We start from the raw sequence: 22,939 nt of genomic DNA, 5'->3' as shown, positions 1-22,939 counted from the left end.
CGGTACGGGCAGGCAGACCTCTGTGCCGTACGTCGACGCGTACGCCGTACGTCGACCGCGTGCCGCACGCCTGACCGCCCCCCGCTGCGAGGAGCCGGACATGGACGCCGCGTTGTCAGGAACAGCAGGGCCCACCGGTGCGGACACGGTGCTGTCCGAACCCGAGGCCGAGCAGTACATCAACGGAATCTGCTTCAAGACCGGCCCGCCGACCCGGGTGGGCGTCGAGCTGGAGTGGCTCGTGCGCGACCGTGGGGACCCGTCGTCGACGGTGGCCTCCGAACGCGTCGATCCGGTGCTGGCACCGCTGTACGCCGCGGACGGGCTCCCCGGCGGCAGCAGACTCACCAGGGAGCCCGGCGGGCAGCTGGAGCTGAGCAGCGCACCCGGCGAGTCGCTGGGCGACTGCCTGAACCGCACCGCCGCCGACCTCGAACTGCTCCGCGCGGCCCTGGCCCGAGGCGGAGCCGTCCTGCACGGCCGGGGCCTCGACCCGTACCGCACCCCGCCGAGGGTGCTGGACAGCCCCCGCTACCGCGCCATGGAGGCGCACTTCGACCGCGGCGGCCCGTGGGGGCGGGTGATGATGCGGGCCACCGCCGCCCTCCAGATCAGTCTGGACGCGGGCGACGACTCCGAGGGTCCGACCGGCTACCGGCAGCGCTGGCTGCTCGCCCACCGTCTCGGCCCGGTACTGGTCGCCGCCTTCGCCAACTCGCCGGTGTGGCGCGGCCGTCCGACCGGGTGGGCATCGACGCGGCAGAGCATCTGGGCGCGGATGGACCCACCCCGCACCCGCCCCGCGCACCACCTCCCGACCGACCGGGCCCCCGCCGACCGTTCCCCGTCCGGCCGTTCCCCCGCGGGCCACGTTCCCCGCTCCTCCGCCTGTCCGCGCGAACAGTGGACCCGCTACGCGCTGGACGCCTCCCTGCTCTGCCTGCTCGGTCGGCCGGAGGACGGCGGCGGCGCGGACTGGGCGGCGCCGCCGCGACTCACCTTCCGCGACTGGCTGCGCGGACGGGGCGGGATCAGGCCGCCCACCCGCGCGGACCTCGACTACCACCTCGGCACCCTCTTCCCGCCGGTGCGGCCGCGCGGGTGGATGGAGCTGCGGATGATCGACGCCCAGTACGGCGACGGCTGGATCGCCGCGGCCGCGGTCACGGCCACCCTGCTGGACGACCCGTACGCGGCCGGTGCCGCCCACCGCGCGCTGGAGGGGCTCGACTCCTCCGACCTGTGGCTGCGTGCCGCCCGGCTCGGCCCCGCCGACCCGGAGTTGGGGCCTGCCGTACGCGCCTGCGTCGCCGCCGCCGAGCTGGCGCTGGCCCGCAGCGAGCCCGGCGGTACGGCGCACCGGGCGGTGGCCGAGTTCGCCGAGCGCTACTCCGAGCGCGGCCGATGCCCTGCCGACGACTGCCTGGACCGGCTGACGGGAGCCCGCCGATGACGACCCACGACGCACCGGACACCCCCGCCGCGGCCCCCGAAACAGCCGCCCCCTCCGCAGGCCGCACGACCACGGACCGCACCGCCGCGTCCCGCGTCGCGGGCCCGGGGGCCGTTCCCGCCGAGACCGCGCCGCCGGTGGGGGACGCCGAGCGCACCCGTTCCGCCGTACGGTCGGCGCTCGTCCGCGCCCGCGACCGCACCCGGCAGCTCACCGACTGCTTGGACGACGAGCAACTCATCGCGCAGCACTCGCCGTTGATGTCTCCGCTGGTATGGGACCTCGCGCACATCGGCAACCAGGAGGAGATCTGGCTCGTCCGTGCGGCCGGCGACCGGCCCGCGCTGCGCCCCGAACTCGACGCGGTCTACGACGCGTTCCGCACCCCTCGGGCGGACCGTCCCGCACTGGAGATGCTCTCACCGGACGAGGCCCGTGCCTTCTTGGACGAGGTGCGACGGCTCTCGTTCGAGATCCTGGCGGACCTTCCGCTCGACGACGAGGACACGCTGTCCGCGCACGGCTTTCTGCACGCGATGGTCGCCCAGCACGAGCAGCAGCACGACGAGACCATGCTCGCCACCCATCAACTGCGGCGCGGCGAACCGGTGTTGCACGCCCCGCCTCCTCCGGACGAGGGCAGCGACGAGCCGCTGCCGCCCGAAGTCCTCGTCCCCGGTGGGCCGTTCACCATGGGCACCGACACCGACCCCTGGGCGCTGGACAACGAACGCCCGGCGCACCTCGTCGAGTTGGGGCCCTACTGGCTGGACACCGCACCGGTGACCTGCGGTGCGTACCAGGAGTTCGTCGACGCGGGCGGCTACGACGATCCGCGCTGGTGGCAGCCGGAGGGCTGGGCGTACGTGCACCGGGCCGGGCTGCGGGGCCCGCTCTTCTGGCGCGTCGAGGAGGGACGCACGCTGCGCCGCAGCTTCGGCCGGCTGGAGCCGGTGGAGCCGGCCGAGCCCGTGCTCCACGTCTGCTGGTACGAGGCGGACGCGTACGCCCGATGGGCCGGCCGCAGGCTGCCGACGGAGGCGGAGTGGGAGAAGGCCGCTCGCCACGACCCCGCCGCGGGCCGTTCGCGCCGCCACCCCTGGGGCGACGAACCGCCGCAGGTGCGGCACGCCAACCTCGGCCAGCGACATCTGCGTCCCGCCCCGGCGGGCGCCTATCCGGCGGGCGCGGCGCCCACCGGAGCACGGCAGCTGCTCGGCGACATGTGGGAGTGGACCTCCTCGGACTTCACCGCCTACCCGGGCTTCAGGGCCCACCCCTACGCCGAGTACTCCGAGGTCTTCTTCCCCGCCGCCGACCCCGTCCCGGGCGGCAGCGGCGGCGTCGGCCGCTACAAGGTGCTGCGCGGCGGCTCCTTCGGTACGGACGAGGTGGCCTGCCGCGCCACCTTCCGCAACTGGGACCTGCCGATCCGCCGCCAGATCTTCGCCGGCTTCCGCACCGCACGCGACGCCGAGCCCGCCCCCCGCCGCGACCCCGACCCCCGCCACGACCCCGAGTCCCGCCGCGACCCCGAGTCCCGTTTCCGTCCCGACCCCCGTTTCCGTCCCGAGTCCCGCGGCGACAGCGCGGCCGACGAGCGGACCGTGAGCTGATGTGCCGTCATCTCGCGTATCTGGGACGCGAGTTGACGCCGGCCGAGCTGATCCACTCCCCGAACGGCCTGTACGAACAGTCCTGGGCGCCGCGGCAGCAGAGGTACGGCACGGTGAACGCCGACGGTTTCGGCCTCGGCTGGTACCCGCCCGCGCCCCCGCCCGGAGCGCCCGCGTCCACCTGGACCGACGCCGCGCCGGACGGGCGCCCGCCTGCCGCCCCGCCGCCCGCCCGCTACCGCCGTGCGGTACCGATCTGGGCCGACCAGAACCTCCCGGACCTGGCCCGCGCGGTGCGTTCGGGCTGTGTACTGGCCGCGGTGCGGGACGCCACGCCCGGCACCAGCCAGGACGAGTCCGCCGCCGCCCCGTACCGGTGCGGGCCCTGGCTCTTCAGCCACAACGGCGCGGTGCCGCGCTGGGAGCAGCTGCCGGACGAGCTCCGACTCCCGCTCTCCGCCGAGGAGTTGCTCGGATTGGAGGCGCGGTGCGACAGCGCGCTGCTCTGGCTGCTGATCCACCGCCGACTGCGGGCGGGGGAGCCGGCCGCCGAGGTGCTGGCCGAGCTGGTGCCCCGTATCGCCGCGCTGCGGCCCGGGGTACGTCTCAACGTCCTGCTCACCGACGGCGTGCGGCTCACGGCCGTGCGCCACGGCGACACCCTCTGGTGCCGTTCCGACGAGGACGGGGTGGTGCTCGCCTCGGAACCGGACGCGAGCTCGGGCTGGCGGGAGGTGCCCGACCACACGCTGGTCTCGGTCGCCCCCGACGAGCCGGTGGAGTTCCGCCCCCTCGCCCCCGCCGCCGTGCCGCCCGCCCAGGTGGCTGCCACCGAGAGGACCGCCACGCCATGACCGCCTCGAACGCCGCGCAGCCGCGCTTCTCGCTCAGCCACCGACTTCCCCCGGGCCACCTCGCGGACGCGCTCCGTGCGGACGCGCTCAAGGGCCTGACCGCCGTCCCGAAGACGCTGCCGCCCAAGTGGTTCTACGACGCGCGGGGCAGCGAGCTCTTCGAGCGGATCACCGAGCTGCCGGAGTACTACCCGACCAGGGCCGAACAGCGCCTGCTCCAGCGGTGCGCCGTAGAGATCGCCCAACTGGCCCCGCACACAGCCACGTTGGTGGAGCTGGGCTCGGGTTCCTCGCGCAAGACGCGGCTGCTGCTGGACGCGCTGCCGGCGCACGGCGCACTTGAGAGGTACGCGCCGATGGACGTCAGTCCGGACGCGCTGGCCGAGGCCGGGCGGGCGCTGTGCCGGGACTACCCCTCACTGGAGGTCTCCGCCGTCGTCACCGACTACGAGGCCGATCTGACGCCGCCGGGCAGCGGCCCGTACCTGGTCGCCTTCCTCGGCGGCACCCTGGGCAACCTCGACACCGCCGAACGCCGCGTCTTCTGCGCCTCGTTGCGCCGGCTGCTGACCCCCGGACGCGACGCCCTCCTGCTCGGCGTCGACCTCGTCAAGGACCCGGACGTTCTGGTGCGGGCCTACGACGACAGCCGGGGTGTGACGGCCGAGTTCAACAAGAACGTGCTGCACGTCCTCAACCGGGAGCTCGGCGCGGACTTCGCCCCGGACGCCTTCGACCACCGTGCGCGGTGGAACGCGGAGCGGTCCCGGGTGGAGATGTGGCTGCGTTCGCGCGTCGCGCAGCGGGTCGTGCTGACCGATCCGCCGCTGCGTGCGGAGTTCGAGCGCGGCGAGGAGATGCGCACCGAGATCTCGGTGAAGTTCAGCCGGGAGGGGCTGACCGGCGAACTGGCCGCGGCCGGCTTCGAGGTGCGGCAGTGGTGGCAGGGCGACGGCTTCGGTCTGCTGCTCGCCGAGCCGTTCTGACAACCCCTGTCGGAAGCCCGCCCCGCCCGACCGCCAGACCGTCAGACCGCCGACCGCCAGACCGTCAGACCGCCAACCGTCCCCACCGGCGGCCCGCAGCCGGCTCCGACCGTCCGCCGTCACCTGTCCGAGGGACGCGCGCGCCCGATCCGCCCGCCCGATCCGCCCGCCCTGTCCGCCCGTTCCGAGCACCCGCCCCGAGCGTGCTGAGGACGGGTCGGACGGTCCCGGACGGCCCTGCGGTCGAACGGGTTCGCCACCTGACCGGCCGACGGTCCGCACCCCCGTCGGCGGGTCGCTCGAATGGCCGACCCCAAAGGGACATATATCTCATATCCGACCACGCTTGACTTATCGAGGTACACGCGGGACGGGGAGCCGGGCGTACGGGTCGCAAGCCGATCCGACGCCCCGCTCGTAGGAGGTGCCACATGCCGCAGGTGCAGGTCCATGTCTCAATCCCGCTGCCGATCGACGAGGTCTTCTACTTCCTCGCCGACGGCAGGAATCTGCCACGCTGGCACAGCGGCGTGACGGAGATCAGCCCCGACGGGCCCGAGGAGCCGGACGAGTCCGCGCTGGCCGAACGCCGTGCGTACAAGTACCGCTTTCCCGGTCGCCACCGCAGCTTCCGGTTGGAGTGCTGCGCCTACGAACACAACGTCAGCGTCGGCTACCTGGGCCAGCGGATGTGGACGCCGCTGGGCAGTCAGATGCCGCGCTTCGACTTCCGGGTCTGGCCGCAGGGGTCGGGGTGCCGGGTGGGTGTGCAGGTCACCTCGTGGCTGGCCGGCGGGATGGTGATGCTGTGGCCGGTCGTCTCGCTGGGGTGGCGTCGCGATCTGCCCGAGGACGTGCAGCGGCTGTACCAGGTGCTCACCGGCACCGAGGAGGGTGCGGACATCGGTTTCGAGACAGGGCCCGTCGCCGTGGCGGCGCGGCCACGACGACGGGCTGTTCGGAGCCTCCGGGCGCCCGCGATGCACGGTTGAGCTGCGTGTGCGTCGCTGTGGCCCCCGGAGGCACTGTCCTCCGAACCTGTCCGAGGCGGACTACTCCGAGCCGCTGACCCGCACGTAGTCGACCACCAGCTCCTGCGGGAGCGGCGTCGAGTCGTCGGGGTCACCCGGCCACAGGCCACCGACGGCGAGGTTCAGGATCATGAAGAACCCCTGGTTGTACACCCACTCCTTGCCGTTCAGATCGGCCGGGGTGCGGGTCTGGAAGACGTTCCCGTCGACCGACCACTCGATCTTGTCGGGCGCCCAGTCGATGGCGAAGGTGTGGAAGTCGTCGGCGAACTGCTGGCCGTCGGGCAGGGTGTAGCTGGAACCGATGCCCTCGCCGCCCGAGTAGCCGGGCCCGTGCAGGGTGCCGTGGACGGTGGACGGCTCGAATCCGACGTTCTCCATGATGTCGATCTCGCCGCAGTACGGCCAGTCGATCTCGCTGAAGCGGTCGCCGAGCATCCAGAACGCCGGCCACATGCCCTGGCCGCGCGGGACCTTGATGCGCGCCTCGACCTTGCCGTACTGGGCGGAGAACTTGCCCGAGGTGTTCAGGCGGGCCGAGGTGTAGTCACAAGTGCCGTACCAGCACTGGTAGTTGCCCGGGTTCTCCTTGCGCGCGGTGATGACGAGGTTGCCGTTGCCGTCGAGCGCGGCGTTGTCGGTGCCGCCGGTGTAGTACTGGCGCTCCTGGTTGTGGACGTTGTCGCCGGTCTCCAGCTGCCACTTGGAGCCGTCCACCGCCGAGCCGGCGGCGCCGTCGAACTGGTCCTCGAAGAGCACCTCCATCGGCTTGGCGTCGGCCTTCGGCTCGGTCTCGCCCGCGGCCGGGCCCGCGGAGCCGAGCAGCGACCAGCACAGCGCGGCGGCGATGCCGCCGGTGACCAGCGCCGTGGAGCGCTTCCTTCGTTTGCGTGGGGTGAGCGAAACGGGCATGTCGGTGACCTCGTGTGTGGTGGGGGGAACGCGGGGGAGAGCCGTCTCGCGTACGGCTCGCGCGATCCATGAAGGTACGGACCTTTGCCGGCCCTGTGAGTTAACTGCTTTGAGGAGAGCACGTCAATAACCTGCGCACGGGCTTGTTCGGGGCGGGATTTCGGCTCCGTCGGCCGCCGTCGACTCCAAGGCTTGAACGCGGGCGACGCAAAGGCCGGTTGACCTGCGCACGCGGAACGCCCGCCTCCGCTCGGCGGCGGTGACGGGCGTTCCGCGGGTCCGGCTCGACCGGTCGGTTCAGAGAGCCATGGCGTCCAGGTTCAACGGCTTGACCCTGCCCTCGATCAGCGCGGCGAGACCGTTGACGGCCGCGGTCGACGGGTCCTCGGCGATGCGCACCGGCATGTGCGTCGCCTGGCGCAGCCGCTCGTCGAGCCCCGGCAGCAGCGCGCTGCCGCCGGCCAGCATCACACCGCGGTCGGCGAGGTCGGCCACGAGGTCGGGCGGGCAGCGGTGCAGCACGCTGCGGATCGCGTCCACTAGCGAGGTCAGCGGAGTGGCCATCACCTCGCGCACCTCGGCCGGGTCGATCTGCACCTTCCGTCCGAGGCCCGTCGCCACGTCCCTTCCGTGCACGACCGTTCCCAGCGGCGAGTTCAGGCCACCGGTCGCCACGTCGAGCCGCAGCGCACGGACCGACTGACTGGGCAGCACCAGCTCGTGGTGGTTCCGCAGATGCTGGATGATCGCCTGCTCGATGGTCTCCCCGCCGACCGGCACCTTCGCGGCGGCGACGATCGAACCCATCGACAGCACCGCCACCTGGGTGGCCGCCGCGCCGCACAGCACGATCAGGGTCGCCTCCGGCTCCTCCACCGGGAGCCCGCACCCGATGCCCGCCGCGATGAGCGTGTCCACCAGCAGCACGCGTCTGGCACCCACCCCGGTCAGCGTCTCGATCGCGGCGCGCTGGGCCAGCGGGTCGGCCTCGTGCGGTACGCAGACCGCGGTGCGCAGCCGGGGGTTGAGCCGCCAGGACCGCACGGTCTTCTCGCCGACCATCGCCCGCAGCATGCGCTGCGCCATCACGATGTCCACGACCGTGCCGTGGCTGATCGGGCGCACGACCCGGATGTGCGCGGGGGTGCGGCCGGACATCCGCTCGGCCGGCGTACCGACGGCGATCAGCGCGCCGGACATCACGTTCACGGCGACGATGGACGGCTCGTCCACGACGAGCCCCGCACCCTTGAGGTGGATCCTCGTCCTGGACGCGCCGAGGTCGACAGCGACGGTGCAGCGGCGCAGTTGGTCTGGGCTGAGATACACGGCGGTCTCCCCGCGGACGACGTCGATCGGTAGGTCTCATCGTCCGGCGGCCCCGCCCCGCCTGCCCGCTCAGCTGGGCCGGACGGGGGGCCCGCGGACGCCGGTCGGCGTGGCGCGGAGCAGGGGCGGGACGGGGGGCGGGGAGGGAGAGCGGGACGGGTCGGTGCGGGGCGGGACGAGGTGCGGCGGGTCAGCGCTCCAGGGCGGGTGCGGGTACCGGCGGTGCTCCCGCGAACTGGGTCGCGTACAGCTCCCCGTACCGGCCGTCCAGCGCCAACAGCTCCTCGTGGGTGCCGCGTTCGACGATCCGACCCTGCTCCAGGACCAGGATCTGGTGCGCCTCGCGCACGGTGGACAGCCGGTGTGCGATGACCACCGCCGTGCGTCCCTCCAGCGCCTCGGTCAGCGCCTCCTGCACCGCGGCCTCGGAGGTCGAGTCCAGATGTGCGGTCGCCTCGTCGAGGATCACCACGCGCGGCTGTGCCAGCAGCAGCCGGGCGATGGTCAGACGCTGGCGCTCGCCGCCCGACAGCCGGTAGCCGCGTTCGCCGACGACCGTGTCCAGACCGTCCGGCAGTGAGGCGATCAGCCCGTCCAGCCGTGCGCGGCGCAGCGCGTCCCACAGCGCCCGGTCGTCCTCCTCGGGTGCGGCGAGCAGCAGGTTCGCCCGGATCGTGTCGTGGAAGAGGTGGCCGTCCTGCGTCACCACTCCGACGGTGCGGCGCATCGACTCCGCGGTCAGCTCGCGCACATCGCGCCCGCCGACCCGTACGGCGCCGCTGTCCGTGTCGTAGAGGCGGGCCGCGAGTTGGGCGATGGTCGACTTCCCCGCGCCCGAGGAACCGACCAGCGCCACCAACTCACCCGGTTCCGCGCGGAAGTCGATGTCGAAGAGCACCTGCTCGCCGCCCCTGCTGTCCAGCGTCGCGACCTCCTCCAGGGAGGCGAGCGAGACCTGGTCCGCGGACGGGTAGGCGAAGCCGACCGCGTCGAACTCGACCGAGACCGGGCCCTCCCGCACCGGCTCGGCGTGCTCGTGCTCCTCGATCAGCGGCTTGAGGTCCAGCACCTCGAAGACCCGCTGGAAGCTGACGAAGGCGCTCATCACCTCCACCCGTGCGCCGGCCAGTTCGGTCAGCGGGGCGTACAGCCTGGTCAGCAGCATCGCCAGCGAGACCACCGTGCCCGCGGCGAGCGTGCCGTTCAGGGCGAACCAGCCGCCGAGCCCGTACACCAGCGCCAGCGCCAGGGCGGACATCAGCGTCAGCGCGGTCACGAAGTACATCTGGAGCATCGCGCGGCGCACCCCGATGTCCCGTACCCGTCCGGCGCGCGCGGCGAACTCGCGGGACTCCTCGCGGGGGCGGCCGAAGAGCTTCACCAGGGTGGCGCCGGGGGCGCTGAAGCGCTCGGTCATCTGGGTGCTCATGGTCGAGTTGTGATCGGCGGCCTCGCGGCTGAGCTGTGCCAGGCGGGCGCCCATGCGTCGTGCCGGCACCACGAAGGCGGGCAGCAGCACCAGCGACAACAGGGTGATCTGCCACGAGAGTTGAAGCATCACGACCAGGGTCAGCAGCACCGTGACGATGTTGCCGACCACACCGGAGAGGGTGTCGCTGAAGGCGCGCTGCGCGCCGATCACGTCGTTGTTCAGCCGGCTCACCAGAGCCCCGGTGCGGGTCCGGGTGAAGAAGGCGATCGGCATGCGCTGCACATGGTCGTAGACGGCCGTCCGCAGATCGAGGATCAGCCCCTCGCCGATGCGCGCCGACAGCCACCGCGTCAGCAGCCCGAACCCCGCCTCGGCCACCGCGATCAGCGCGATCAGCGAGGCGACGAGCACCACCACCCGCTGCTCCTCGGAGCCGGTGATCGCGTTGACGACGCGTCCGGCCAGCAGCGGGGTGGCGACCGCGAGCATCGCGGTGATCGTGCTGAAGACCAGGAAGAGCCCGATCTGCCGTCGATGCGGCGCGGCGAACCGCCCGATGCGCCGCAACGCGGCGCGGGAGAACGGGCGTTGGTCCTCCAGCGCGTGGTTCGCGTTGTAGAGCGAGCTCCACGCGGACATCTCCATCGACATGACTGCCACCTTCGGTCGTCGTTGATGCCACGACGATAGAAGTTGAAGGAAGCTTTAAGTCAAGCCGTTTTCGGGTCGGTGCTGCGTGCGGGCCGGTGCGGGTGTGCGGGGCGGTGCGGGCGTGGTGCGGTGCCGTGGGCCGGTGCGGGCGGGTGCCGGGTGCCGGGTGCCGGGTGCCGGGTACGGGGTGCGGCCCGGGCGCCCGCCCGCGGGGCTCAGCGGTCGGCGTACACCACCCAGGTCTGGCCGGTGGCGAACGGCATCCGGCTGCCGTCGGCCAGCCGGTACACCGTGCCGGACTGCGGCGTCGCCCGCTTCCAGCGCGTCTCGTACGCCCGGCCGTTGCGCAGCACCGTGGCGGTGCCCTCGCCGACGGTCTCGATGTACGGGGTGATCGCGCCGGTGGAGTCGCCGAAGTCCGAATCGCGCATCGTCACCCGCTGGATCACCACCGTCCGTCCGCCCAGCCGTGCACCCGAGGCGCTCATCGCCGGTTCACCGTCGAAGGAGGCGAGCCAGCGCCGCTGCTTCGAGGACCACTCGAAGGAGGTCTTCGCCGCGTCGTAGCTGACGCTCGCCTGCCGGGCCGGTCGTCCGCCCGCGGGAGCCGGACCGAAGCGCAGTCCGATGTCCCGGCTCAGACTCGCCCGCGGCGCGAGGGCCAGCACCTTCTCGGACTCCATGAACAGGTTGTGCGGCGAGGGACGGTCCTGGTCGCGGAAGTAGGCGTCCCGGTTCTTCTCCTGCGGTACGGGGTACAGCGGCGCCCGCTCGATGTGCGGCTGCAGCTTCTTCTGCACGCCGGAGTACGCCAGCGCGGGCCGTCCGAACTGCCGCAGCAGCTCCAGATCCGACTCCCGGGCGCTGCGCACCGGCCCGGCCACCGGGGCCTGCTCGCTCGCGTAGACGGCCATCAGCCGGCTCATCCCGGCCTCGACCTTCTCCACGTAGACCATGTCGGCCCGTTCCAGGCCGACATGGGGCCGGGCGCGGGCGGAGTTGTCGACCTTGAGCGCGAGCACCGGCGCCGGAAGGGCGGACTCGCCGGTGTAGGGGGAGGGGGACCGCAGCGCGGCCGTGTCGGCCGACCCGTCCGCCGAGGAGCTTCCGGCGAGGGCGAGCGAGCCGACGAGGGCCAGTGCGAGCGCGAGCACCGCGGAGCGCGGGCGGGGACGCGGGGAGGTCGCGGCGCCGGCCCTCGCGGTGCGTGCCGTGGGCGCGGGAGAGCGGTGCCGGTTGCCGAACCCGGTGGGAGGAGCTGCCATGCCGGTTGCCTTCCGAGACGGTACGCGGGCGCGTACGGGGCTACCGAGGCAGACGTACCGCGCGGGGCCGCCCGTGTTGCACCGGCACCGCCGTCCGCGCCGTGGGCGTCACCCGATCCGGGCGGTGCGCGTCGGACACCGGTCGGGCGGCGCGACAAGCGCCGCCGGACCCGCCCGCGACGGAGCGGACGGTCCGGGCGCGTGCGGTTTCGGGCGCGTGCGGTCCCGGGAGTCGGCAGGTTCTAGCCCCGCCGCGGGCAGCCCTGTTGCACTCCAGCAGAGGTCAAGAAGCCGTGTCTCTTTGAGGCCGAGACTGCCTGAGTAGAGTTGCAATGTAAGCCGCAGGCGTCACGCATCAAGCTCGTCCGACACGATTCTCACGTGCGACGGCAACAGGTCGGCGCCTACAAGAGTCAATCCGTGTTGGATTCGGATAGCTCGCAGCGACTTCGATTTGGCCAACGGGCTGACATCCACTTGGGAGTACGCACTGTCGAGGACGACAGTGCGTAGACGACGAAGGCCAGCGATCCAGTCCAACGTGTCGCCGCGCTCAGGACTTAGCCGCAAGTGCGTCAGCAATTTAGCATCGCCTGCTCTATTAAAATCGTCCATCGAAAAGGTACCGGCGGCCTGAACGTGCGATCTGCCACCTAGTTGCCCCAGTGCGTGCAATTCTTCTGCGTTAGATACGGGAAAATACAGATCGTCTCCGTTCAAGTGGGAGATGACCGCTTCTGCATACCGCCTGGTGTCGAAGCGACTCCAGGCGTGAACTAGTTCGGTCTTTACGCGCATGTCGAAGAGGTGGCGGTACTGAGAAAGCACAGAAATTGCGGCGTCAGTCCCGATACGAACTGCGCAGACAACGGTATAAAACGCTTCATCATCAGAAAGACCCTGAGGGCCTGGCAGCAGTTCCAGAACAAACGGCCCGACCTCAGACAGCGCGCGTGCCTGTTCTCTCGACCGAGGAGGGATCAGTGCCGCAGCTCGCTGCTGCACTGCACTTCGAATCGCCGGGTCCAATTCTGTAGCGTGTTCGAGGCAGGCTGCGGCCAGCAAATGTAGCCGCTGGGCGTCTCCCGCGCGTTGATCGCCGAAATCGATCAGAGTTTCTAGAAAATCTGCTCGCTCTTTAGGGCGCGCATGGGCCACCGACATACGAATAACGTCTTCCCACTGATCCAGGTGGGCGTTCTTGGCGAGAAGGCCGAAGTCGATTCCTTCTACGGCTGCACGGGCTCCTAGATAATCCTGGAAGGAGCGGTGCACGAAATCCACAGTCTCCGTACTGGGCTCTCGAATCACACCGCTCCGAACCAGCAGGTGGCGATAGACACGCTCCGCGTTTGCTTGATCTGCGACCTGCGGCATTCCTGGCAAGGCCAGAGCAACCAACTCGACAGCGTTGACTCGACTCATCTCTGAACGACCATTTCGGATCATCCAGTAGGCAAGTTTCTGCAACAACTGGATTTGATGCGCCTCGCCGATGCGAATCACTCCAGGTTTCTGAATTCCACGTTCCCGATCACGTCGAGACAACAGCATGGAAAGTGCTGCATCGTACAATTCCTTGCGTCCGTCTGGAAGATATCCTCGTCGGTCACGGTGGAGAGCGCAGATCAGGCCGCACATGAGCGGGTTCGTGGCAAGCCTGCCCAGGTCCTGCTTGCCCCATACCGCCTTCAGCAATGACCGAGTATAGGTGTCGCTGGCGCCAGCGGCCTCGTGCCATCGATTAATAAAGGAAGCCACGTCATCGCGACTCATCGGAACCAAATCGAGCTCAGTGAATCCATCAGCGGAGAGCCACTCCCCTCGCACCGCCGACGGACGGGATGTAACTAGCCATCGATTGTTTGGAAAAGCTGCAATGAGGTCCTGCAGCCAATCACGTGCTCCGTTGCGTTCGTCCTCGGGAACCTCGTCGATACCATCGACCAGTAGCAACCCACGCTCACTAGAGAGCACCCTGTCAGCCCAACCTGTCGGCTCGCTACCAGAAAGAGGGCAGCGGATCGCCGAGAGAAATTCAGCCGGAGTTGGTAGCCCTTTACCTTCTCGAGTCAAGGTGCGCAGCGGGAGAACGAAGGGAACTAAGCCGTGCAGGTAGAGAGAGCTCTCTTGCATTTTCTTCTTTGCCGCCGACACTGCAAGCCATTGAACCAACGTCGTCTTTCCCGATCCCGCCACTCCTCGAAGGAGGACCCGATCGTTCGACGCGAGCGCCTGCTCTGCCGGAAGATGGAGAGGAACGGCGCTTGTCGAGTCGGCAGTCGCATTCAGGCTCAGATATGCAACGTCGAGCGGCCAGCGGTCAGGCGAGTCGCTAAGATCCAAGCCGAAAATAGTTAATTCTCGATACTTCTTAGCAACATATCGCGTATAACGCTGCTCGAAAGGCGCGTCGGCTGGCGAAGGTGTACGTGCAATCAACTGGTCAATTTTACGAGTGAGTTCATCCAACTGCTGACTCTGCTCAACCAGTGTGCGAGCGATGAATGTGGATCGCTGAGTAAAGAAGTGCAAGATATGGAGACAGCAAGTCTCCAGGATGCTGGCGTGCAGCAGGACCGCATCGGCCGACAATCCATTCGTAGCAGCGTCACTCTTTCCTTTCAGGTGAGCCGCGAGACTACGATACCCCAGGCGAACGATCTGCACATCATCCATGTCCAGATCTCCCACTCGGCGCAGTGAGTGGCTAACAGCATTCACGACAGCACGAAATTCGTATTCGTGTAATCGATCGTGCGCACCCATGGAACTCACAGCCCGCCCCACAAGCTCCTCAGCCAACTTGCGCAGGTCCTTATCGGTAAGCGTGCGTTTCTCTCCCTTGAAGGAGACGAGATGTTCCATACGCACAGGCTTGTCGACCAGTCCGGCACCCCGCCCTCCAGGAAGAAAGAGCTTTTTAATCAAGGGCATGACAGCGCTCGATGCAATGCGGGCACCAATATTTGCGGGTTCCACCGAGCGTTGTCCTCACCGTGGGTAGCTTCATCTGCCTACCCGGTTAGCATAGGCGTCGGCTCCTACCTCAAGGTGAGTTTCCCGGCCATCGCGCTCTCACATCTCAACCTCTCTCGCCAGGGTGTCACCTCTCCTGGAGTCGGTGGGCAGACAGTCCCCAGGTCAGCGACCGGGGAGGCTGTGGGCGGTCTAGGTCGTGTCTTCAATTGATCTTGGGTGGTGGATCATGGTCGGGTGATACGTCGCCATGAACTGTCCGATGCTGAGGGGGAGTTCGTCCGGCCGCTGCTGCCCGCCTCGTTGCGGGGCCGCAAGCGCCTGGACGACCGCACCGTACTCAACGGGATCGTGTGGAAGTTCCGTACCGGGACCGCTTGGCGGGATGTGCCCGAGCGATACGGCCCGTGGGCCACGCTGCACACCCGCTTCCGCCGGTGGGCCCTGGACGGCACCTTCGAGCGGATGCTCCGGGCCGCCCAGGCGCAGGCGGACGCCGCCGGGGACATCGACTGGCTCGTGTCGGTCGACTCCACCGTCGTCCGCGCCCACCAGCACGCCGCCGGGGCCCGAAAAGGGGGCTCCGCAAGCCCGCCCTCGGACGTTCCCGGGACGGACTGACCAGCAAGATCCATCTGGCCTGCGATGCCCTGGGGCGTCCGCTCGCCTTCACCGTCTCCGGCGGGAACCCCAACGACTGCACCCCGTTCACCGCCGTGATGGAGGCGATCCGTGTGCCCCGGCTCGGGGCGGGACGGCCACGGGTCCGACCCGCTCACGTGCTGGGCGACAAGGGCTACAGCTCCAGGGCCATCCGGGCCTGGCTCAGACAGCGGGGCATCGGTCACACCACCCCGGAGCGGGCCGACCAGATCCGCAACCGGTTCCGGCGCGGCAGCCTCGGCGGACGCCCGCCAGCCTTCGACAGGCAGCTCTACAAGCAGCGCAACGTGGTCGAACCTGCTTCAACCGCTTGAAGCAGTGGCGCGGTATCGCCACCCGCTACGACAAGACCGCCGAGTCCTACCAAGCAGCCGTCACCCTCGCCTCGCTCCTGATGTGGGCGCGACATTTGAAGACAACTTCTAACGGCCCAGGAGTTCGCGGGCGAGCTGCTCCGCCCGGGAGCGGGCCGTCGCGCCGAGGCCGACGCGGGTACGGCGGTCCAGCAGGTCGGACACGTCCAGCGCGCCCTCGCGGCGCACCGCGTACCGCAGCTCCGCGCCGATCGTCTCCACGTCGTCCGCGACCGGCCGCAGCAGCTCCGGCTCGCCCTCGGCCTCCGCCAGTACGTCGACGGCCTCCACGCCGTACCGGCCCACCAGCCGCGGGGGCGCGGCGACCCGTGCGAGCGTCGGTCGGTCGGCCGCTCCGACCAGCGGCAGTCGGCGGGTGCGACAGGGCCCGGCCGCGAGGGGGCGGCCCGCCCGCTCCGCCCGGGCGAGGGCCGCGTCCAGGGCGTCCTCGGCCATCCGCCGGTAGGTGGTCAGCTTGCCGCCCACCACGGACACCAGCCCGTCCCGGCCGGTGATCACGGCGTGCTTGCGCGAGACATCGGCGGTACGGCCCGAACCGCTGTCCAGCAGGGGGCGCAGCCCCGCGAAGGTGCCCAGCAGGTCCTCGCGGCCGAGCGGTTGGTGCAGGGCGGTGTTGAGGGTGGCCAGCAGGAAGTCGATCTCGCCGTCGGTGGCGTGCGGTACGTCCGGGATCTCGCCGGGCGCCTCCTCGTCGGTGAGCCCGACGTACACCCGGCGCTCGGGCGCGGGCAGCGCGAAGACGAAGCGGTTCGTCTCGCCCGGCACCGGGACCGTGAGTCCGGCGGTCAGCGGGCCGAACACCTCCTGGGAGAAGACCAGATGGGCGCCCCGGCTCGGCCGCAGTCCGATCTCGGGGGCGACCTTTCCGGCCCAGACACCGGCCGCGTTGATCACCGTGCGCGCGTTCAACTGCGCAGTCCCGCCGGTGAGTTCGTCGCGCAGCACCGCGCCGCCGCCGGTGACGTCGGTGGCGGCGCAGCGGGTCAGCACCCGGGCGCCGTACGCTGCCGCGGTACGTGCGAGGGCGACCACCAGCCGTACGTCGTCGGAGAGTTGGCCGTCCCAGAACGCCAGCCCGCCGCGCAGACCCGACCGCGCGACCCCGGGGGCGTACTCCAGCACCCGCTCGGCCGGCAGCCGTCGCGAGCGCGGCAGGCTGGTGGCGGAGGTGCGGGCGGCGATCCGCAGCGCGTCACCGGCGAGGAAGCCGGCCCGCACCAGCGCCGCGTTCGGCCGGCTGACACCGGGCAGCAGCGGCATCACCTGCGGAAGCGCGCGGACCAGGTGCGGGGCGGTGTGCTCGATCAGCACACCGCGCTCGACCGCGCTCTCGTGGGCGATTCCCACGCTGCCGGAGGCCAGATAGCGCAGCCCGCCGTGCACCAGCTTGGAGCTCCAGCGGCTGGTGCCGAAGGCGAGGTCGTGCTTCTCGGCGAGGACGACCGACAGTCCGCGCGAGGCGGCGTCCAGAGCGATGCCGGCACCCGTCACGCCGCCTCCGACGACCAGCAGGTCGACCGGTTCGGTGGTGGGCAGTTCGGACCATTCCCGGCTGCGGCGCGCGGAGTTGAGGTCGGCGGAGTGCGGACGGGCGGTGGTCACGACTCGTTGCTCCCTTGCGTCGGGGCGGCGGGCGGGACTGCGGGCGGGGTCTCGGTCGGGGGTCCGGTGAGAGTTGTGGCCGGGTCGGTGGTGCCGGCGGTGGTGGGCGGGGTCGCGGGGGAGAGGTAGCGGTCCAGCATCAGCGTCAACTCGGCGTCGAGCCGGTCCAGTTCGGCTCCGGTGCCGTCCGGGGCGTCGACCAGCGCGGGAGCGGTGAGAGTGAAGGACCAGGTGGCCAGGAGTACCGAGCGGGCGAGCAGTCCCGGGTCGCCGGTGCGCACCGAACCGTCGTCCATCCCGGCCCTCAGCCCGCCCTCCAGGAGCTCCAGCTGCTCGTTGGTGCTGGTTCCGCGGCGGCGCAGGAGGTACGGGAGGAGGAAGTCCGGATCCAGGTCGACGATCTTGCGCAGGATCGGGTGCGTCCTGATCCGCCGTGCCATCTCGACGACGGTGGCGACCAGGAGGCTCCTGGCGCCGTTCGCGGGCTCCGGCGGCTGTGCCTCGACCCGGGTCGTGACGTCCTGGCTCAGCGCGGCCCACTCGCGGGTGATCAGTGCGCCGACCACCTCGCGCACGCCGCCCCAGCGGCGGTACAGCGTGGCCCGCGAGACGCCCGCGTACCGGGCGATGTCGGCCATGGTCATCCGCTGCATGCCGATCGCGAGCAGCAGCTCGTACGCCGCGTCGAGGATCTGCTCCTCGGGGATGGCGTTGGCCGGCTTGGGGTGGGTGGGCGAAGTGTCCGCCCCGTTGCTTCGCTGCGACATCACATGTAGAAGTGTATCAGCGACGTTCCCGGGTGCCGGGCCTCCGGCCCCCGGCCGCGGGGTTGGCGCAGGTGCCCCGGGGCCGCGTCCGTGAAGCCGCGGAGCACCCGTTCCACCCGTACGTCCGTTCCACCCGTACGTCCGTACCGCCATCGCACCGAGCAGGCCGCGTGCCCGCCGAGCAGGAAACCAGGGACCGCCAGATGACTGAGTCAGACCTCCCCGTCGTGGACTTCCACCCGTACCGCTGGGGCGACCCGGCACACCCCGCGGAGCTGTCCGACGCGGTGCACGAGGCGCTGGCCGCCTTCGGCGTGCAGGCGCCCGCACGCGAGCCGGTCGAACCGGCCGACGCGCGGCTGCCGGAGATCGTGCTCACCGACGGCGCGCGGGCCGCGCTGGAGGTGGCCGTAGGTGCCCAGTACGTGCGGTACGACGGTGAGGCGCGGGTCGGCCACACCCGCGGCTGGTCCACCCCCGACCTGCTGCGGCTGCGTTCCGGCGACGCCTCCGACGCCCCGGACGCGGTCGCGCTGCCCGGCAGCCACGAGGAGGTCGTCGCTCTGCTCGCCGCGTGCGCCGAGCACCACGTCGCCGTCGTCCCGTACTCCGGCGGCACCTCCGTTGTCGGCGGGCTCGCCCCCGCGCGCGACGGCTTCCACGGCGTACTCGCCCTGGACATGGGCCGGTTGGACGCGGTGGTGGCCGTCGACGAGATCTCCCGCACCGCCACGTTCCAGGCGGGCATGCGCGGCGTGACGGCCGAAAAGGCCCTGCGTGAACGGAATCTGACGCTGGGTCACTTCCCGCAGTCCTACGAGGGCGCGAGCATCGGCGGCTACGCGGCGGCCCGTTCGGCCGGCCAGTCCTCCGCCGGCTACGGACGCTTCGACGAGATGGTGGTCGGCCTCACGCTGGCCACCCCGCGCGGAACCGTCGAGCTGGGCACCGCCCCCAAGTCCGCCGCCGGACCCGACCTCCGGCAGCTGGTGCTCGGCTCCGAGGGGGCGCTCGGCGTCATCACCTCGGTGACGGTGCGGGTGCGTCCCGCGCCCGCGGTCCGCGTCTTCGAGACCTGGCGGTTTGAGACCTTCGAGGCCGGCGCCGAGGCGCTGCGCCGACTCGTCCAGGACGGCCCGGTGCCCACCGTGCTGCGCCTGTCCGACGAGGCGGAGACCTCCATCAACCTCGCCGACCCCTCCGCGCTCAACGGCGGTGGTCCCGGCGGCTGCCTGGCCGTCACCGGGTACGAGGGCGCGGCGGCGGAGGTCGAGTCCCGCCGAGCCGGCGCCACCGCCGTGCTGCGCGCCGCGGGCGGCGTGCCGGAGGGCACCGAGGGCGGCGAGGCGTGGCGCACCGGACGTTTCCGTGCTCCCTACTACCGCGACCCGCTGCTGGAGGCCGGGGTCCTGATCGAGACGCTGGAGACCGTCACCTTCTGGTCGAACCTGCACGCGCTGCGCGCCGCCGTCACCCAGGCGCTGACCACGGCGCTCACCGACCAGGGCACTCCGCCGCTGGTGCTCTGCCACATCTCGCACGTCTACGAGACGGGCGCCTCGCTCTACTTCACCGTCGCCTGCGCCCAGGCGGAGGACCCGGTCGGGCAGTGGCGCACCGCCAAGACCGCCGCCAACGACGCGATCCGCGCGTCCGGCGCGGCGATCACCCACCACCACGGCGTGGGCACCGACCACCGGGACAGCTACCGCCAGGAGATCGGCCCGCTGGCGGTGGAGACGCTGCGCGCGGCCAAGCAGGCGCTGGACCCGACCGGCATCCTCAACCCCGGTGTGCTGATCGCCCCGGAGCACCCGGAGGCCGGCGCATGAGCCCGGCCGACACCGGCCCCGACGGTCCGGGCAGTGGTACGCGCGCGGGCAGCGGTACGGGCCCGGGAGCGGGCAGCGGTGCGGGCGCGGACGGAGCCGCCGGTGCCGCGCGCACGTTCACCGCGCTCGTCAACCCGATCTCCGGCGGCGGCACCGCCTGGCAGTACTGGCAGCCCGTCGCCGGGCGTCTGAGCGCCGCCGGTGCCACCGTCCACTCGGTGCGCACCACCGGCCGCGAGGACGCGGTGGAGCGTGCCGAACGGGCCGCGGCGCAGGGGCACATCGTCGTCGCGGTCGGCGGGGACGGCCTGGTGCGCGACGCGGCCGAGGGCGTGGTCGCCTCGGGCGGCGTGCTGGCCATCGCCCCGGCCGGACGCGGAAACGACCTGGCCAAGGCGCTCGGGGTGCCCCGGGAGGCGGCGGCGCTCGCCGAGCTGCTGCTGCGCAGCGCGCCCACGGCGCTGGACGTGGCCGAGGTCAACGGCGTGATCGCGCCCGGCAACGTCTACGTCGGCATCGACTCGATGGCCACCCGCATCATCAACGACAACCGCTGGATGCCGGGGCTGCTGCTCTATCGGCTCGCTCCGGTGCGCGCCATCATGAAGTGGCGTGCGGTGCGCTACGAGCTGGTGGTCGACGGCGAGACCCGTCGCCTCACCGGGCACACCGTGATCGTCGCCAACTCCGGTGCGTACGGCCACGGTCTGCGGATCGTCCCCTCCGCCGTGCCGGACGACGGGGAACTGGACCTGCTGACGGTCGGCGACGGCCCCCGGCGCCAGGTGGTTCGGTTCATGAACAAGGTCAAGGACGGCACCCACGTCGACCGGCCCGAGGTGACCGTGGAGCGGGTGCGGACCGTCACCATCGACGCCGACCGCCCGGTCCCGGTCTGTGTGGACGGGGACGAGGTCACCACCCTTCCGGCCGAGGTCACCATCCGTCCCGGAGCGCTCAACTGCCTGGTGCCCGAGGGGAGTTGACGGCGAGCCGGCGCAGACACGGCGGCGGTGGGAGCAGCCCCGCCGCCGTACCTGTGGCCAGCACCCGTACGGGATCGGGGGCCCACCGGCGTGTGCCGGGTACGGAGCGGGCCGGAGTATGGCAGGGCACCACACGCCGGGTGCCGGCGTCGGTCCGCCGGCGTCCCGGTCTCCGACGTCGTCCCGGACCCCGACCACGGGAGGCCCGCCATGCCGCAGCCCCGCTCGACCGACCACCGGCCCGGACCGAGCCCCGGGCAGAGTCCCGGGCAGACGCCGCGCGTCCACCGGACGCGCGGCGGGCTCCGGGGTGTTCTCGCGGCCCCGAACAGCCTTGGTGCGTACGGCGGTTGGGGCCCGGACCCGGACGGACGGGGCGGGGCGCGGCGCGCGCCGGCCGGTCCCGTACCGGCGTCGATCCGCGCCTCAAGTGCCCTGTGGCTGCTGGCTGTTGCCGCCGGTGTCTTCGAAACGCTGCTGGGCGCCGGTCAGTTGGCGGCGGACGCGGACTCGTCCGGCGTCGAGCTGGCGCTCGGTCTGCTCGTTCGCGGCGCGGTCTACGGTGCGGTGGTGTGGCTCGTCCTGCGGCTGCGCGCGGGCAGCAACCGGGCGCGGCTGCTGCTGGCGTTCGGGCTCGGCGTCTTCGGCACGCTCTCCCTGGTGGCCGGGCCGCTGGGACACCTTCTGGACGGCGGCGGTGTCGGCGACGCGCTGGCCTCGGCCGGAGCCGTCGACCTGCTCTTCGGGGCGAGCCGCACGCTGCATCTGCTCGCGGTGCTGGCAGCCGTCCCGCTGATGTTCCGCCCTGCCGCCAACTCCTGGATAAGCGCACGCAGTTGACCGCACGACCCCCGCTGCACGCCGTGCGCAGCCGGTGCACGCCGCCCGCAGACCGCCGCGCGCACGGTCGCGCGAGCCGGGCCCGGGGCGGTGTCCTGTGCGCAGCCACCGGGCGCGGCGGCTGCGCACAGGACACGCACGGGACACCGGGGCGGGGTCAGCGCTCCTCGTAGACCACCCAGGTCTGGCCCGGGTCGAACGGCATCGGCTCGCCGTTCGGCAGGGTGTACGTGGTGCCGTCCTTCTCGTTGTCGCGCTTCCAGGTCGTCTCGAACGCCTCGCCGTCGCGCAGCACCGTGGCCTCGCCCTCGCCGACGGTCTCGATGAACGGTGTCGTGTTGGTCGGGTCCTGGAAGTCGGACGGCGGCATGTCCACCTTCTGGACCACCACCGTCTTGCCGCCGAGCTGCTCGCCGTCGGTGCTCATGGCCGGCTCGCCGTCGAAGGAGGCGAGCCAGCGCTCCTCCTCCGCCGACCACTTGACGCCGATCTCGGCGGTCCCGTAGTTGACCGTGCGCTCCTCGGTCGGTGCGCCGCCCTCGGGCTTGTCGCCGAAGCGCAGTCCGATGTCCGCGCTCAGGCTCGCCTCGCCGGCCTCGTCCAGGATGGCCTGCGGGTCGACGTAGAGGTTGTGCGGCGCCGGGCGGTCGTCGGCACGGCGGAAGGCGCTGGGGAAGTTGTCGTTGGAGAGGTTGAAGATCGGCGACTTGTCGAGGATCTCGTCGACGCCCTTCTGCGCGCCGGAGTAGGCCAGGGCCGGGCGGTCGAAGGTCTGGAGCTGCTCCGCGTTGTACTCGCGGGCGCTGCGCACCGGTCCGATGGTGTCGGGGAGCTGGCTGGAGTAGATGCCGATCAGCCGGCTCATCCCGCCTTCGACCTTCTCCACGTACACCATGTCCGCGTCCTCGACGTTGGTGTGCGGGCGGGCGCCCGAGGCGTTGTCGATCTTCACCGCGAGCACGGGGGCGGGCTCGGCCGGCAGGCCGGTGAACGGGGAGGTCTGCTCGGCGGGCGTGGTGGTGTCCTCGCCCGCGTAGGAGGTGGCGGCGGTGCCGGCGAGCAGTGCGCCGGTGGCGGCCAGGGCCAGGACCAGCCGCCTGCGGGAGACGCGGCCGCCGGTCCGGCGGGGCTCGGCGGAGGTGGGGGGAGTGGTGCGCGACATGGCAAGCCTTCCGGTGTGGGGATGCGGGCGGCAGAGGGACACCCCACAGCGGTTCGCGGCAATCGTCAAGACCATCGCACCGCTTGGTCGGTAGCTGCACTGACCAGCGACAACGGGTCGGCCGGTTGGGCGGGGCGGGCCGATTGGGGAGGTTCGGGTCGTCATCGCGTCCACCCGGCCCAATTCCTTCCATGTACGGCATGTC

16 protein-coding genes and 1 pseudogene are annotated in these 22,939 nt (G+C 71.2%); 9 read left to right on the top strand and 8 right to left on the bottom strand.

Translation table 11 applies throughout. The features are described from left to right. Positions 1-100 precede the first annotated feature (100 nt). From egtA to MTQ01_RS20415, 5 genes are all read left to right on the top strand, one after another. Complete coding sequence (egtA, locus tag MTQ01_RS20435; protein WP_247492157.1) at positions 101-1,453, top strand: ergothioneine biosynthesis glutamate--cysteine ligase EgtA; 1,353 nt, start codon at positions 101-103, stop codon at positions 1,451-1,453. Then, positions 1,450-3,069, top strand: a complete 1,620-nt coding sequence (gene egtB, locus MTQ01_RS20430; RefSeq protein WP_247492156.1) for an ergothioneine biosynthesis protein EgtB — start codon at positions 1,450-1,452, stop codon at positions 3,067-3,069. Before egtA ends, egtB begins: the two co-directional genes overlap by 4 nt. Next, positions 3,069-3,923, top strand: coding sequence for a class II glutamine amidotransferase (locus MTQ01_RS20425; protein ID WP_247492155.1), 855 nt, complete (start codon positions 3,069-3,071; stop codon positions 3,921-3,923). Before egtB ends, MTQ01_RS20425 begins: the two co-directional genes overlap by 1 nt. After that, positions 3,920-4,909, top strand: a complete 990-nt coding sequence (egtD, locus tag MTQ01_RS20420) for an L-histidine N(alpha)-methyltransferase (protein ID WP_247492154.1) — start codon at positions 3,920-3,922, stop codon at positions 4,907-4,909. The genes MTQ01_RS20425 and egtD overlap by 4 nt, the downstream gene beginning before the upstream one ends. Before the next feature lie 431 nt (positions 4,910-5,340). After that, entirely contained in the window at positions 5,341-5,901 is a 561-nt protein-coding gene (locus MTQ01_RS20415; protein ID WP_247492153.1) for an SRPBCC family protein, read from the top strand. Positions 5,902-5,961: 60 nt separating this feature from the next. Here MTQ01_RS20415 and MTQ01_RS20410 read toward each other — a convergent pair whose 3' ends face one another. The 5 genes from MTQ01_RS20410 to MTQ01_RS20390 all read right to left on the bottom strand — a co-directional run bounded on the left by MTQ01_RS20410 (position 5,962) and on the right by MTQ01_RS20390 (position 14,511). Beyond that, entirely contained in the window at positions 5,962-6,852 is an 891-nt protein-coding gene (locus MTQ01_RS20410) for a family 16 glycosylhydrolase (protein WP_247492151.1), read from the bottom strand. A gap of 297 nt (positions 6,853-7,149) precedes the next feature. Next, positions 7,150-8,181 carry a rod shape-determining protein gene (locus MTQ01_RS20405; protein ID WP_247492150.1) on the bottom strand — a complete coding sequence of 344 codons (1,032 nt, stop codon included), beginning with the start codon at positions 8,179-8,181 and terminating at the stop codon, positions 7,150-7,152. Between the two features lie 190 nt (positions 8,182-8,371). Further along, positions 8,372-10,264, bottom strand: coding sequence for an ABC transporter ATP-binding protein (locus MTQ01_RS20400; protein WP_247492147.1), 1,893 nt, complete (start codon positions 10,262-10,264; stop codon positions 8,372-8,374). A gap of 215 nt (positions 10,265-10,479) precedes the next feature. Next, positions 10,480-11,529, bottom strand: a complete 1,050-nt coding sequence (locus MTQ01_RS20395) for a DUF3048 domain-containing protein (protein ID WP_247492146.1) — start codon at positions 11,527-11,529, stop codon at positions 10,480-10,482. Positions 11,530-11,877: 348 nt separating this feature from the next. After that, positions 11,878-14,511: an NACHT domain-containing NTPase gene (locus MTQ01_RS20390; protein ID WP_247492145.1), complete on the bottom strand. Its 2,634-nt coding sequence runs from the start codon at positions 14,509-14,511 to the stop codon at positions 11,878-11,880. A gap of 237 nt (positions 14,512-14,748) precedes the next feature. Here MTQ01_RS20390 and MTQ01_RS20385 point away from each other — a divergent pair. Continuing rightward, positions 14,749-15,577, top strand: a pseudogene (locus MTQ01_RS20385) (IS5 family transposase); the annotation flags it as partial. A gap of 16 nt (positions 15,578-15,593) precedes the next feature. On the opposite strand, the gene MTQ01_RS20380 reads toward MTQ01_RS20385, so the two are convergent. Together MTQ01_RS20380 and MTQ01_RS20375 are read right to left on the bottom strand one after the other, a co-directional pair. After that, positions 15,594-17,147, bottom strand: a complete 1,554-nt coding sequence (locus MTQ01_RS20380) for a glycerol-3-phosphate dehydrogenase/oxidase (protein WP_247492144.1) — start codon at positions 17,145-17,147, stop codon at positions 15,594-15,596. Then, positions 17,144-17,914: a TetR/AcrR family transcriptional regulator gene (locus MTQ01_RS20375; RefSeq protein ID WP_247492143.1), complete on the bottom strand. Its 771-nt coding sequence runs from the start codon at positions 17,912-17,914 to the stop codon at positions 17,144-17,146. Before MTQ01_RS20375 ends, MTQ01_RS20380 begins: the two co-directional genes overlap by 4 nt. Before the next feature lie 203 nt (positions 17,915-18,117). Here MTQ01_RS20375 and MTQ01_RS20370 point away from each other — a divergent pair, with 203 nt between their 5' ends. From MTQ01_RS20370 to MTQ01_RS20360, 3 genes are all read left to right on the top strand, one after another. Continuing rightward, positions 18,118-19,746, top strand: coding sequence for an FAD-binding oxidoreductase (locus MTQ01_RS20370; RefSeq protein WP_247492142.1), 1,629 nt, complete (start codon positions 18,118-18,120; stop codon positions 19,744-19,746). Beyond that, positions 19,743-20,732, top strand: coding sequence for a diacylglycerol kinase family protein (locus tag MTQ01_RS20365; protein WP_247492141.1), 990 nt, complete (start codon positions 19,743-19,745; stop codon positions 20,730-20,732). Before MTQ01_RS20370 ends, MTQ01_RS20365 begins: the two co-directional genes overlap by 4 nt. A gap of 210 nt (positions 20,733-20,942) precedes the next feature. Continuing rightward, positions 20,943-21,572 (top strand): hypothetical protein, encoded by a 630-nt coding sequence (locus MTQ01_RS20360; protein ID WP_247492140.1) that lies wholly within the window; start codon positions 20,943-20,945, stop codon positions 21,570-21,572. 157 nt (positions 21,573-21,729) lie between these two features. On the opposite strand, the gene MTQ01_RS20355 is transcribed toward MTQ01_RS20360, so the two are convergent. After that, positions 21,730-22,734: a DUF3048 domain-containing protein gene (locus MTQ01_RS20355; protein WP_247492139.1), complete on the bottom strand. Its 1,005-nt coding sequence runs from the start codon at positions 22,732-22,734 to the stop codon at positions 21,730-21,732. Positions 22,735-22,939: the final 205 nt, after the last annotated feature.

This window comes from Streptomyces sp. XM4193, assembly GCF_023072595.1.
In the GTDB taxonomy this organism is placed as follows: domain Bacteria; phylum Actinomycetota; class Actinomycetes; order Streptomycetales; family Streptomycetaceae; genus Streptomyces.
This window is presented reverse-complemented; position numbering and strand designations above follow the sequence as displayed.

Coding starts and splice junctions, on each gene's coding strand:
- MTQ01_RS20360 (WP_247492140.1), top strand. CDS start 20,943: ATGCCGCAGCCCCGCTCGACCGACCACCGGCCCGGACCGAGCCCCGGG.
- MTQ01_RS20375 (WP_247492143.1), bottom strand. CDS start 17,914: ATGTCGCAGCGAAGCAACGGGGCGGACACTTCGCCCACCCACCCCAAG.
- egtA (WP_247492157.1), top strand. CDS start 101: ATGGACGCCGCGTTGTCAGGAACAGCAGGGCCCACCGGTGCGGACACG.
- MTQ01_RS20370 (WP_247492142.1), top strand. CDS start 18,118: ATGACTGAGTCAGACCTCCCCGTCGTGGACTTCCACCCGTACCGCTGG.
- MTQ01_RS20400 (WP_247492147.1), bottom strand. CDS start 10,264: ATGTCGATGGAGATGTCCGCGTGGAGCTCGCTCTACAACGCGAACCAC.
- MTQ01_RS20415 (WP_247492153.1), top strand. CDS start 5,341: ATGCCGCAGGTGCAGGTCCATGTCTCAATCCCGCTGCCGATCGACGAG.
- egtD (WP_247492154.1), top strand. CDS start 3,920: ATGACCGCCTCGAACGCCGCGCAGCCGCGCTTCTCGCTCAGCCACCGA.
- MTQ01_RS20410 (WP_247492151.1), bottom strand. CDS start 6,852: ATGCCCGTTTCGCTCACCCCACGCAAACGAAGGAAGCGCTCCACGGCG.
- MTQ01_RS20395 (WP_247492146.1), bottom strand. CDS start 11,529: ATGGCAGCTCCTCCCACCGGGTTCGGCAACCGGCACCGCTCTCCCGCG.
- MTQ01_RS20355 (WP_247492139.1), bottom strand. CDS start 22,734: ATGTCGCGCACCACTCCCCCCACCTCCGCCGAGCCCCGCCGGACCGGC.
- egtB (WP_247492156.1), top strand. CDS start 1,450: ATGACGACCCACGACGCACCGGACACCCCCGCCGCGGCCCCCGAAACA.
- MTQ01_RS20365 (WP_247492141.1), top strand. CDS start 19,743: ATGAGCCCGGCCGACACCGGCCCCGACGGTCCGGGCAGTGGTACGCGC.
- MTQ01_RS20425 (WP_247492155.1), top strand. CDS start 3,069: ATGTGCCGTCATCTCGCGTATCTGGGACGCGAGTTGACGCCGGCCGAG.